The organism is Streptomyces sp. NPDC053427, assembly GCF_044544985.1.
In the GTDB taxonomy this organism is placed as follows: Bacteria; Actinomycetota; Actinomycetes; order Streptomycetales; family Streptomycetaceae; genus Streptomyces.
In genome coordinates, this window is the sequence record NZ_JBITYA010000001.1 from 17,940 (window position 1) to 29,776 (window position 11,837).

9 protein-coding genes are annotated in these 11,837 nt (G+C 74.0%); 8 read left to right on the forward strand and 1 reads right to left on the reverse strand.

Annotated elements, in window-relative coordinates:
- The first annotated feature begins 1 nt into the window (after nucleotide 1).
- The 8 genes from ACIGWZ_RS00030 (at nucleotide 2) to ACIGWZ_RS00065 (ending at nucleotide 11,204) form a co-directional block, all read left to right on the forward strand.
- Nucleotides 2-2,458 carry a DUF5682 family protein gene (locus tag ACIGWZ_RS00030; protein ID WP_400059097.1) on the forward strand — a complete coding sequence of 819 codons (2,457 nt, stop codon included), beginning with the start codon at nucleotides 2-4 and terminating at the stop codon, nucleotides 2,456-2,458.
- Nucleotides 2,455-3,654: a VWA domain-containing protein gene (locus ACIGWZ_RS00035; RefSeq protein WP_400059099.1), complete on the forward strand. Its 1,200-nt coding sequence runs from the start codon at nucleotides 2,455-2,457 to the stop codon at nucleotides 3,652-3,654. The genes ACIGWZ_RS00030 and ACIGWZ_RS00035 overlap by 4 nt, the downstream gene beginning before the upstream one ends.
- The gene (locus ACIGWZ_RS00040; protein ID WP_400059101.1) at nucleotides 3,651-5,666 is read left to right on the forward strand and encodes a hypothetical protein; all 2,016 of its coding nucleotides are present in this window, start codon (nucleotides 3,651-3,653) and stop codon (nucleotides 5,664-5,666) included. The genes ACIGWZ_RS00035 and ACIGWZ_RS00040 overlap by 4 nt, the downstream gene beginning before the upstream one ends.
- A gap of 293 nt (nucleotides 5,667-5,959) precedes the next feature.
- Nucleotides 5,960-6,448 carry a helix-turn-helix domain-containing protein gene (locus ACIGWZ_RS00045; RefSeq protein ID WP_400059103.1) on the forward strand — a complete coding sequence of 163 codons (489 nt, stop codon included), beginning with the start codon at nucleotides 5,960-5,962 and terminating at the stop codon, nucleotides 6,446-6,448.
- Nucleotides 6,449-6,551: 103 nt separating this feature from the next.
- On the forward strand, nucleotides 6,552-7,130 hold the full coding sequence (locus ACIGWZ_RS00050; RefSeq protein WP_400060732.1) for a hypothetical protein: 579 nt from the start codon (nucleotides 6,552-6,554) through the stop codon (nucleotides 7,128-7,130).
- Nucleotides 7,123-8,367 (forward strand): MAB_1171c family putative transporter, encoded by a 1,245-nt coding sequence (locus ACIGWZ_RS00055; RefSeq protein ID WP_400059105.1) that lies wholly within the window; start codon nucleotides 7,123-7,125, stop codon nucleotides 8,365-8,367. The genes ACIGWZ_RS00050 and ACIGWZ_RS00055 overlap by 8 nt, the downstream gene beginning before the upstream one ends.
- 160 nt (nucleotides 8,368-8,527) lie before the next feature.
- Nucleotides 8,528-9,781: a cytochrome P450 gene (locus ACIGWZ_RS00060; RefSeq protein ID WP_400059107.1), complete on the forward strand. Its 1,254-nt coding sequence runs from the start codon at nucleotides 8,528-8,530 to the stop codon at nucleotides 9,779-9,781.
- A 217-nt stretch (nucleotides 9,782-9,998) separates the two neighbouring features.
- Nucleotides 9,999-11,204 carry a D-alanyl-D-alanine carboxypeptidase family protein gene (locus ACIGWZ_RS00065; RefSeq protein ID WP_400059108.1) on the forward strand — a complete coding sequence of 402 codons (1,206 nt, stop codon included), beginning with the start codon at nucleotides 9,999-10,001 and terminating at the stop codon, nucleotides 11,202-11,204.
- A gap of 34 nt (nucleotides 11,205-11,238) precedes the next feature.
- On the opposite strand, the gene ACIGWZ_RS00070 is transcribed toward ACIGWZ_RS00065, so the two are convergent.
- Nucleotides 11,239-11,826: a DUF309 domain-containing protein gene (locus tag ACIGWZ_RS00070; RefSeq protein WP_400060734.1), complete on the reverse strand. Its 588-nt coding sequence runs from the start codon at nucleotides 11,824-11,826 to the stop codon at nucleotides 11,239-11,241.
- Nucleotides 11,827-11,837 lie beyond the last annotated feature (11 nt).

Consider the following 11,837-nt stretch of genomic DNA (forward strand, 5'->3'; position numbering starts at 1 on the left):
AGTGACCGCCACCTTCGTCGGGGTTCGCCATTACAGCCCGGCCTGTGCCCGTCTGGTGGCCACGGCCATCGAGTCGCTGCGCCCCGCATTCGTCCTGGTGGAAGGGCCCGCCGACGTCAACGACCGGATCGATGAGCTGCTGCTCGGCCATGATCTGCCGATCGCGGTGTTCAGCTCCTACCGGGACGGCGAGCGGTACGAGAATTCCTGGACGCCGTTCTGCGCGTACTCCCCGGAGTGGGTGGCGCTCACCGCGGGCCGGGCGTGCGGCGCCGAGGTGCGGTTCATCGACCTGCCCGCCTGGCACCCCGCGCTCGCGCGGCGCCGCAACCGCTATGCGGACGCGGACCGTTGGGGCGCGGAGGCGGTCGCGCACCTCTGCAAGACCTTCGCGATCGACGATGAGGACACCCTGTGGGATCACCTCTTCGAAGCCGACGGTGAAGCGGACGGCCAAGGGGACGGTGAAGGAGGAGACGGTCAAGGAGGAGGCGGTGCGGAGGGCCTGGCCAAGGGGCTCGACGTGCGGCTCTCGGCCTACTTCGACCTGATCCGCGGGGAGGAGCGCGCGAGCGAGGCGGACCTGGCGCGCGAGGCGTACATGGCGCGATGGGTCAGGGCGGCGGTCGCCGAGGCCGGCGGCCGGCCGGTCGTGGTCGTGACCGGCGGCTTCCACCAGCCCGCGCTGCGCGCCCGGTGCGCCCAGGAGACGACGGGGGACGGCGACTGGCCCGAGGTACCGCGGCCGCCCGACGAGGCGATGGCGGCCAGTTACCTCGTTCCGTACTCCTTCCGGCGGCTGGACGCCTTCGCCGGCTATCAGTCGGGCATGCCGTCCCCGGAGTACTACCAGCGGCTGTGGGAGGGCGGGGCGCGGTCCGCCGCCGAGGGCCTGGTCGAGGAGTCCGTGACCCGGCTGCGGCGGCGCGGCCATGTGGTGTCCACCGCGGACCTGGTCGCGGCGCGCACCATGACCGAGGGGCTCGCGCGGCTGCGCGGCCATCGCACCCCGTTCCGTACCGATGTGCTGGACGGCCTGGCCGGGACGCTGGTCTCGGACGATCTCGGGCAGCGGCTGCCGTGGGCCGCGCGCGGCCCGCTGGCCCCGGGCGCCCACCCCGTCGTGGCGGAGCTGATGGCGGCGTTCAGCGGCGACCGGGTCGGCCGGCTCCACCCGGACACCCCGACGCCGCCGCTGGTCCACGACGCGACCGCGGAGCTCGAACGCCTCGGCCTCGCCGCCACGGGCGCGTCGGCCCTGACCCTGGATCTCGCCGAAGACCGGGGCCTGCGCCGCAGCCGCGTCCTGCACCGGCTGCGCGTTCTCCACATCCCGGGATGCGTACGGCAGTCGGGGCCGGCCACCGGAGCCGACCTGGTGCTCAACGAGCGCTGGCAGCTGTCCCCTTCCGACCGCCGGCTGCCCCGGCTGATCGAAGCGGGAGCCTACGGCGCCACCTTGCGGGACGCCGCGGCGGCGGTGCTGCGGGAGCGGATCGCCGAGGCCGGCAATGACGCCGGGCGGCTCGCCGGGGTGCTGTTCGATGCCGCGCTGTGCGGCCTCGCCGAGCTCTCCGCGGGCGCGCTCGAAGCCGTCGACGCCGGGATCGCGCAGGCGGTGGATCTGGGCGGGCTCGGCGGGGCGCTGGGCGCCGCGCTCGGACTGTGGCGGCACGACCGTCTCCTGGGAGCGGCCAAGAGCCCGCTGCTGGGCGCCGTCATCGGCGCCGCCGTCACCCGGATCCTGTGGCTGGCCGAGGGCGTGCACGGCGGCCCCGCGCCCGCCGACCGGGCCAGGCTGTCCGCACTGGCGGCGACGCGGGACGCGCTGGTGCACGCCGGGCCGCAACTCGGCCTGGACCGGGCGCCGGCACTGGCCACCGCGCGCCGGATCAGCGCGGACACCACGGCCCCGCCCGATCTGCGCGGCGCCGCCTTCGGGCTGTGCTGGTCCCTGGACGGCGCCGGCGCAGACGGAGACGAGGGCGGCGGCCGCGAAGCCGAGGGCCTCGACCCGGCCAAGGCCCTCGCCGGTACGGCCGGCCCCGAGGTGCTGGGCGACTGGCTCGCCGGGCTGTTCGCCCTGGCCAGGAGCGAGGTGCTGGCCGACGGCGGGGCGAGCGCCGGCGAGAGCGTCCTCGGAGTGCTCGACACGGTGGTCGCCGCCATGACCGGGGACGAGTTCCTGGTGGCGCTGCCCGCCCTGCGCCAGGCATTCGCGTACTTCCCGCCCCGCGAACGGGAGGCGATCGCCGGCGGTCTGCTGGAGCGCCGGGGGCTGCGCGGCTCGCCCAGGGCGCTGACCCGGACGGCGGCGGACCCGCTGGTGGCAGCCGAGGCGATGGCCCTGGAGGACCGGGTGACCCGCGTCCTGGCCGGCGAAGGGCTCGTCCCGGCCGGAGAAGGACCGATCCCGGCCGCGGCGACCGACACAGGCGGAACAAGGGGGACATCATGACCGAGCCGAACCCGGAGATCGAACGCTGGCGGCTGATCCTCGGCGCCCCGGCCGAACGCCGGACGGGTCCGCCGCAGGGCGAGGACGCCGACCGCGACGCCGCGCTGGAATGGCTCTACGGCCGCGACCCGGACCGGGCACGACGGCAGATACGCATCGGCGGGGTGCGCGCCGACGACGCGGCGGGATCCGACGGCGCAGAGGAATCCGACCGCAGCGGCGGCGCCACGAGACGGGCCGGCGGTTCCGAGCCCTCCACGCTCACCACCGTGGAGTGGCTCGACGGCATCCACCGCCTGTTCCCCAAGGAGACGATCGAACGGCTGGAGCGGGACGCCGTCGAGACGTACGGGATCCAGGAAGTGGTCACCGACCCGGCCGTCCTCGCCCGGATCGAGCCCAACGCCGTGCTGCTGCGCGCCGTGCTGCGCACCAAACACCTGATGAACCCTCAGGTCCTGGCGCTCGCCCGACGCATCGTCGAAGCGGTGGTCCGTGACCTGATGGAGCGGCTCAGGCCCGAGATCCGCCGGTCCTTCTCCGGCACCAGAGCCCGCCGCCCCAGCCGCTTCCGTCAGGCACGCAACTTCGACTTCCACGCCACCATCCGCGCCAACCTCGCCCACTACGACCCCGCGGCACGCCGCGTGGCCATCGAGAACCCCCGGTTCTTCGCCCGGACCCGGCGCCATGTCGAGCAGTGGCAGCTGATCCTCCTGGTGGACCAGTCCGCGTCGATGACGTCCTCGGTGATCCACTCGGCGGTGACCGCCGCCTGTCTGTGGGGTCTGCCGGGACTGCGCACCCACCTGGTCGCCTTCGACACCGACGTGGTGGACCTCACCCACGACGTCACGGACCCGGTGGAGCTGCTGATGACCACGCAGTTGGGCGGCGGTACGGACATCGCCAAGGCGGTGGCGTACGGTGCCTCGCTCATCGACAACCCACGCCGGACGATCCTGGCGGTGGTCACCGACTTCTACGAGGGCGGCGACGCGCAATGGCTGATCCGCACGGTGCGTGAGCTGGTGCAGCAAGGCACCCACGTACTCGGGCTCGCCGCACTCGACGAGGAGGCGAACCCCGACTACGACCACGACCTGGCGCAGCGGCTGGCCGACCTCGGCGCCCATGTCGGCGCCATGACCCCCGGACGGCTGGCGGAGTTCGTCGCGGAAAGGCTGGGCGGATGACCCGCGACGACCTCCTCACCCTCACCCCGGACGCGCTCGCCGCGCTCGCCAACCGCGGCCTGGTCAAACGCGCCGCCAAGGCCCTTGACGCCGGGACGGCGCCGGCCATCGAGGTCGGCGAGGACGGCACGGTACGGGGCACGTTCGACGACGGTGCGACCGCCGTGCTGCCCCGCGACACCGATCTCCAGGCGGCGTCCTGCACCTGCGCGGCGCCCGGCGTCTGCCGTCACCGCATCGGCCTGGTCCTGGCCTACCAACGGCAGTTCGGCCGGCCGCGGACCGACGAGGAGCCCGCGCCGTTCACCCCGTGGTCGCCGGGCGGCGTCGACGACGACACCCTGACCGCCCTGTACGGCGCGCCGGCCGTCGCCGCCGCCCGCCGCACCCTCACCTCCGGGTTCCCGGCGCGGCTGATCCGCCCCACGCCCGCCGATCCCGTGGCGCGCGCGGAACTGCGCTCCTGCACGGTCCGCTTCCTGGTCCCCGGCGAGGTGCGCTACGCCCACACCGATGCCGCCGACACCGCCCGGCACGAGATGGTCGTCCTCGCGGTGTGGGCGTTCCGGGCGGCGGACGAACGAGGCCTGGACGCCGACGACATCCAGCTCGACGTAGGAGGCACCCCCGAGAACTCCATTGCCGCCGCCACCGCCGCCACGGGCACCGGCCAGGGACTGGTACCCGCGGTCGCCCTGGTCGATGAGCTGCTGCTCGACGGCGCCTCGCACACGGGCGCCGTGGCGACGGCCTCGCTCCGCCGCGCCGCCCGCGCCCTGGACCGGCAGGGCCTGCGCTGGCCGGCCGCCGCGCTGACCGATCTCGTCGAGCAGCTGAACGCCTACCGCGACCGCACCGCCCGGCACCACCCCGAACGCCTCGCGGAGTTCCTCACCGAGATCCACGCCCGGCACCGCGCGGCCGTCAACGGCGGCGCCAGCCCCCGCTCCCGGATCCTGGGCAGCGACGAGCCCGCCGAGACGCCGCTGCGCCGGGTGCGCCTGACCGGCCTGGGCTGCCGGATCGGCGGCAGCGACACCGACCGCACCGCCGAGCTGTTCTTCGCGCATCCTGACAGTGGCACGGTCCTGGTGCTGCGCAAGCACTGGCCCGTCCCCGAGGGCGAGGAGCGGCCGCCGACCGGCGCGCGGCTCGCCACCCGCAGAATCAGCGGCGTGCCGCTGCGCGCCCTGGCCGCCGGTCAGGTGGTGACCGAGTCGGCGTCCCGCAGCGCGAGCCGGGTCGTCCGCCTGGCGCCCGGCCGGGTCGCCAGGACCAGCGTCACCCCGCTGGGCAGCAGCCAGGAGTGGGGCAGCCTGCCCGCCTCCGTGACGGCCCCCGATCTCGCCTCCCTGGAGCGCCAACTGGCCGAGCTGCCACCGAAGGTGATCCGCCCCAGAGTCGAGGCCGAACTGGTGAGGGCCGTGCCGGTCGACGAGGTGCGGGCGATCGGCTACGACCCCGGGGACCAGCGCCTCGACGCCGTCATCGCGGACGCGGAGGGGACGACGGCGCTGGTATCGGCCACCTACGACGGCGCCGCCCCGGGGGCGCTGGACTGCCTGGCCGCCGCCCTGGAGGGGGAGTTCGGCACACCCCGTTACCTCAGCGGCCTGGTACACCGCTCCGGAGGCCGCCTCATCCTGCGCCCCCTCGCCGTACTGACCGATGACGGCCCCGTCCTGCCCGACCTCGCGCCCGGCGACGGCGCCACGGATCTCGGCGCCGCCCCGGAGGAGGACGACGGCCCGTCCGAGCCCGTTGACGAAGCCCTTGGCGCCGCGCTCGCCGCCTGCGCCGACGCCGCCCACCACGGCCTGCGCCAGATGCCGCCCGGCGTCCGCCGCCGCCTCGGCGATGCGGCGGGGGCGCTGTCCGCCGTGGGGCTGCACACCGCCGCGGCTCTGGTCATCGACCTGTCCAAGGCCGTCGCGGGGGACGAGACCGACGCGATGGTCACCGCCTGGGTGGAGGCCCAGCTCAGGCTGCTCACGACCGCCGAGCTCCGCTGATGCTCCGTGCCCGCATCGCCCGCCGGCCGCCCCGTACCGCCCGCCGGCGGGTCGCGGGCGGTTGCCGCCGACCGCGGCGACCGAGGCGGAGGCGGCCGCGGGGCGTTCCGGCGCTCGGAGTGAACTCAACTGCCGGTTAAGCCCGGTGACCTTCACTGTCCGTAAGTGGACTGGTGCGGCGCGTTCATCCCATGAAAGGATGAGGAAAGAGGTTCCGGTGCCCTTAACTGTTCGTTGGGCTCGGCCCATTGGGCCGTCGTGCGGGACCCGAGGGAGTCCGGAGGACGGTGGGCATGACAGTGGGGGGCGACGGCCGGTCCAAGGGGGCGAGCAGCCCGCTCGCGGAACGGCTCAACCATCTCTTCGCGCATATGCACCCGGCCGGGGCTCCGTACACCAACGCTTTCGTGGCCGATGAGATCAGCGGTGAGACGGCCGAGTACGGCGGGGTGAAGGTCACCGAGCAGTATCTGTCGATGCTGCGCAACGGCAGACGTACCAACCCCAGCCCGGAGCTGCTGCGCGCGCTGGCCAAGTTCTTTGCCGTGCCGGTCGGTTATCTGCTGGGCGACCTCTCGCAGCCGCAGGCCGCGCGGGTGGCGGAAGAGGTCCGCTTCCTGGCGGCGATGCGCGACCAGCGGGTACGGGCCATCGCGCTGCGCTCCGTCGGGCTGCCGCCGGAGGTGCAGGAGAGCCTGACGACGATCATCTCCCAGTTCCGGCAGCAGATGAATCTCCCGGCCGATCCGCCCGAGCAGGGTGGTGAGCGGCGTGCGGAGTGAGGCGACCGGCGGTCCGACGGACGGGCCGATAGGCACCGCCGACCGCGACCAGATCTTCGCCTTCTGGCGGCAGGCCGGATACGAGGACGGGATGAGCATGCGAGTGGGGCAGATACGCAGGCGGTGCAAGCGGCTGATCAAGGAGCTGGCGCTGCCCGCCTCCATCGATCTGCGGGGGATGTGCGACATCGTCGCCACGCGTGTGCAACGGCCCGTCCAGATGGTGCCGATGAGCCTCGGCGGGGTGGTGTCGGGCATGACGGCCTCGACGGACGACGGCTACTGGATCTTCTTCGAGCTCAAGACGTCCCCCTGGCATCAGGCGCACATCGTGTTGCACGAGCTGAGCCATCTCCTGCTGGGGCATGCGCAGGATCCGGCCATTACGGAGGACGCGCTGCGGGTATGGACCCCGTCGGTCGATGTCGCCACGGCAATGCGCCGGATGGGGCTGACCGCCGGCCTCGCCCGGCACCACGGCTACGACAACCTCGCCGAGCGGGAGACCGAGGTGCTGGGCACGCTGCTGATGGAGCGGGTCGCGCCGTCCGCCGGGGAGCGGCAACTCCCGCTGGAGGGGCAGGCGGCCGAACTCGCCGCCGCCCTCGGACCCGCGCTGCAGCACATCCGCAAGCAGCAGGACGCGGACGCGGCCGGAGACGGGGGACCGCAGCGTGTTTGACGTCATCTACCTCTGCTTCGCGGTTCTCGCCTGGGCCATCGTCGGCTACAAATCCGCCGCCTGGTTCCGCGACCGCGGCAATGCCGACCTGGGCCTCGCCTGTGTGATGACGGGCGGCGTGGCGACGGTCTTCCTGTTCTCCGCGCCCAGCCTCTACCGCTGGTTCGACCGGCTGGTCGGCGTGGCCAACCTCGCCATGGTCTTCCTCTACTCCTCCGTCGTGGTGTTCGCCGCGGGCGCGCTGGTGCTGCTGCTGCGCTGGACCGCCGGCGAGGGCGAGGCCGCCCGGGCCCGCGCACGGGCCAAGGCGCGCGCCACGGTCGGGGGCGTGGCCGCGCTGTGGGCGCTGGCCGTCATCGGCTTCGCGGTCGGCCGCCCGGATGCGGTCGAGCACCCCCGCGACTTCAGCACCGCCTACACCAACTCCCCCGGTGTGATGCTCTTCCTGGTGCTGTATCTGGCCATCTTCGGCTCGAGCCTGGCGGCGCTGGGGACGCTCTGCCCGCGCTACGCCGCCCGGCTCGGCGCCTGCTGGCTCGCGCGCGGCCTGCGGGTGCTGGCCGCGGGCTGCTGGCTCGGCCTCGCCTACTGCGCCTGCAAGGTCATCGGCTTCGCCCTGTCCTGGGCGGGCCACCCGGCGCACTGGCTCTCCAACGGCGTGGCCCCGCTCAGCGCCTCGGTCGCGGCGATTCTCGTGCTCGCCGGATTCGCCCTCCCGGCCGCCGGCCCCCGCGCCGCCGCCTGGCGCCGGCTGCGCCGCCTCTCCCCGCTCTGGCGGACCGTCACGGCGGGGACTCCCGAGGTCACCATGGAACGCGCGAACTGGACCGTACGCTGGCCGTTCGCCGACCTCGAATGGCGCGCCAACCGGCAGATGGCGGAGATTCGGGACGTCCAGCGCGGCATCCGCCGCCATGTCGAGTCCGACGCCGTCGACATCGCCCGCGAGCGCGCCCGCGGCGTCTCGCTCGACGACCGTCAGCTCGCCGCCGTCGCCGAGGCGGCCGCGCTGCGCCGCGGGCTGGAGAACCGGGCGGTGGGCCATGTGCCCCACCACGGCGCCGACAGCGTGGTGGTCGTCACGGGTACGCCCATGGGGACGGACACGCATCCGGAAGGCGCAGAACTGGCCGCGGAATACGAGCACTTGGCGCTGGTCGCGGACGTCTATCACTCGCCTCTGATAGAGACCGTGCTCACCGAGCTGCGGCAGCGCAGCTCCGTATCGCGCGGCTAGCGGCGGCGCGACCACACAGACGGGGTGGCCCGGCACGGGGGTCCGGGCCACCCGCGCGACAGGGGCGGCACGGGTCCGTAGGCGCCGGTGCCGCCCCGCCGTTGCGGCCCGCGTCCCGGCCCGGGCGGGAGTTCGACGACACCCCCTAGAGTCGTGCCCCATGCAGAACACCGCCGAGACCGGCCCCGACGCCCCCATCGACGTGACGCCCCTCCTGGACGATCCCCATCCGGCCTATGCCGCGCTGCGCGAGGCCGGTCCGGTGCACCGGATCACCGGCGCGGACGGGAGCCCCGCCTGGCTGGTCACGCGTTACGAGGACGTCCGGCGCGCTTTCGCCGACCCGCGGCTCTCCCTGGACAAGCGGCATGCCGCGCCCGGTGGTTACCGCGGGTTCGCGCTGCCGCCCGCGCTGGACGCCAATCTGCTGAACATGGATCCGCCGGACCACACCAGGGTGCGCCGCCTGGTGGTGAAGGCGTTCTCCCCGGGGCGGGTGGACGCGCTGCGGGAGCCCGTACGACGGGTCGCCGACGCGCTGCTGGACGCCATGGAGGAACGCGGCGGCCGTGCGGAACTGATGGCCGACTACGCGGGGCAGCTGCCGATCATCGTGATCTGCGATCTGCTCGGCATCCCGCAGCGCGACCGGCGCGACTTCCGGGCCTGGACGGACACCCTGATCACCCCCGACCCCACCCGGCCGCAGCTGATGAAGGAGGCGATCGGGGCGATGCTGGAGTTCTTCACCGGCCTGATCGCCACCAAGCGCGCGGACCCGGGCGACGATCTGCTCTCGGACCTGATCGCGGTGCGCGACGACGCCACCGGCACGGCAGGCGACCGGCTCACCGAGGACGAGCTGACCTCGCTCGCCTTCCTGATCCTCTTCGCCGGATACGAGAACGTCGTCCACCTCATCGGCAACGCCACGCTCGCCCTGCTCGAACGCCCCGAACTCTGCGACCGTTTGCGCCGCAATCCGGCCGAACTCCCCTCCGCGGTCGAGGAGTTCATGCGCCACGACGGCCCCGCGCCGCTGGCGATCCGTCGCTTCCCCAAGGAGGACGTGGAGATCGGCGGGGTACGGATCCCGGCCGGCGAGAGCGTGCTGCTCGCCGTCGCTTCCGCGAACCGCGACCGCGCCCGCTTTCCCGATCCGGACACCTTCGACCACGGCCGGGACCTCGCCGGGCACCTCGCGCTGGGCCATGGCATCCATTACTGCCTCGGTGCGCCGCTGGCCCGTATGGAGACCGAGACCGCGCTCGGCGCGCTCATCAGCCGGTTCCCGGGCCTGCGGCTGGGCGTCCCGGCGGATGCGCTGCAGCGCCGGCGAGGCCTTCGCGCGCATGGCCTGATTTCGCTGCCCGTGGCCTGGGAATCGAGAGCCGAACAAGTTTTTGAGGCATAACCCCCCGCCAATGCGGTAGAAAGGTCTTGAGCCCGCCCGGTGTGCATCCCCCGTCGCACCGGGCGGGCCGTCGTTTGCAGCTGCGACACCGCGCCTCGCGAGCCGACACCACGGCCCGCCGCGCCCCACGCCGCGACACGCCGAACGGGCAGCGCTCCCGTGGTCCGTCTGGCGCACCCACGCTGCGGGCCGCAACGGCCGTTCTTAGCGTGACGGCATGGCAACCGACGCGCTGTATTCCAGGAAGGCCGCCGCGGTCGTGGCGCTAGCCGTCGCCGGAATCTCCCTGACGTCCATACCGGCCATGGCCCACCCCGGACCCGCCGGGACCGGCAGCCGTCGACCCGCCTCGCCGGGCGCGGACGTCCAGGTCGCCGCCGCCCCCCAGGTGCCCGAGCTGCCGAGCGGGCTGTCCGCCCGCTCCTGGATGGTCGCCGACGCCGACACCGGCGCCGTCCTCGCCGCCAAGGCGCCGCACCGCCGACTCCCCCCGGCCAGCACCCTCAAGACGCTGTTCGCGGTCACCGTGCTGCCGAAGTTCCCGGCCGGTTCCGTCCGCCGGGTCAGCGCCGAGGACCTCGAGGGCGTCGGGGACGGCAGCAGCCTCGTCGGCGTCGAGCAGGGCGAGCGCTATCGGGTCGCCGACCTGTGGCGCGGGGTCTTCCTCCGCTCCGGCAACGACGCCGTGCACGTCCTGGCCTCGATGAACGGCGGCTGGGACGCCACCGCCCAGGAGATGCAGAAGACCGCCCGCACATTGGGCGCCCGCGACACCACGGTGAAGTCCCCGGACGGCTACGACACCCCGGGTCAGCTCTCCTCGGCGTACGACCTGACCGTCTTCGGCCGCGCCGGGCTCGCCAACCCCGATTTCGCGCGCTACTGCGCCACCGCCCGCGCCCGCTTCCCCACCAGCGACGGCCTCACCCCGATCGAGAACACCAACCGGATGCTCGCCGGCTCGCACGGTCTGACCCCCTACCCCGGAATCATCGGCGTCAAGAACGGCTACACCACCCACGCGGGCAACACCCTCGTCGCCGCCGCCCGGCGGGACGGCCGAACGCTGCTGGTCACGGTCATGAACCCGCGGTCCGGCGAGTACAACGCCGTCTACAAGGAGGCGGGTTCCCTCCTCGACTGGGGCTTCGACAGCGTCGGCAAGGCCCGACCGATCGAGACCCTGCGCACGGTGCACACCGGCTCCGAGGGCCGTACCGCGATAGGCCCCGAGGACCGTGCGGTCAGACGCCCGCCGCCCACCGCCGCCATCACCGCCAAGGCCGACCACGGTCCCTCCGGGAACTCCGCCACCGCGGTGTGGGGCGGCGGCGTCGGCGCCCTGGTGCTCGCCCTGGCCGGGACGCTCGCCTGGTGCCGGCACGGCCGCCGGCGCGGGGGCCCGCCGGACGGGGAGGCCTAGGGCGCTTCTGACGGAGATCCCGCCAAGGTCCCGGCTACGCGGCCCCGGTACGCAGCCGGGGCGCCGTCCCGGCCGCCGGTACCGGGCCGCCGTGGTCCTCCAGGCTCCCCGTCACATGCCGTGCCCAGCCCATCAGCCCGACGACGTCGACGCCGTACGGGGAGGAATCCGCGTACGGCGCGACGGCCCCCGCGCCGCGGTCGAGCAGCGCCACGGCGCCCGCGACATTGCCGCGCGCCGCATGGGTGAGGCCCACGGCGAGCTGGGCCAGCCCCCGCCACAACCCGCGCTCCGCCTCCGGTGCCGCCTTCCAGGCGTCCTCGAGCACCTCGTGCGCATGGAACGGCATCCCGTCGTCCAGCAGTCGCTGCGCCTCGGCCAGCGCCTGTTCGGGCGTACGCGGCACCCCCTCGGGCTGCCGCGCCACGCCGGGGGAGTCGTACGGCAGCGGGCGTCCGAGTCCGTCCCGCGGCCGGGCGTTACGGGCCCGGCCCTGCGCATCACGGTCCCGGGAGCGCGAGGCCGCGGGCGCCGTCGGCGCGGTCTCCGTCCCGGCGCCGCAGTGCTCGCACACCTCGCTCTCCGGGCGTTCGCGGACCCGCCCGCAGGCGTCGCACACCATGCTCAGCCAGC

What these genes read in the sequence shown, in the direction of transcription:
- ACIGWZ_RS00060 (WP_400059107.1), top strand. Translation starts at nt 8,528, where the DNA reads ATGCAGAACACCGCCGAGACCGGCCCCGACGCCCCCATCGACGTGACG.
- ACIGWZ_RS00035 (WP_400059099.1), top strand. Translation starts at nt 2,455, where the DNA reads ATGACCGAGCCGAACCCGGAGATCGAACGCTGGCGGCTGATCCTCGGC.
- ACIGWZ_RS00045 (WP_400059103.1), top strand. Translation starts at nt 5,960, where the DNA reads ATGACAGTGGGGGGCGACGGCCGGTCCAAGGGGGCGAGCAGCCCGCTC.
- ACIGWZ_RS00065 (WP_400059108.1), top strand. Translation starts at nt 9,999, where the DNA reads ATGGCAACCGACGCGCTGTATTCCAGGAAGGCCGCCGCGGTCGTGGCG.
- ACIGWZ_RS00040 (WP_400059101.1), top strand. Translation starts at nt 3,651, where the DNA reads ATGACCCGCGACGACCTCCTCACCCTCACCCCGGACGCGCTCGCCGCG.
- ACIGWZ_RS00070 (WP_400060734.1), bottom strand. Translation starts at nt 11,826, where the DNA reads ATGGTGTGCGACGCCTGCGGGCGGGTCCGCGAACGCCCGGAGAGCGAG.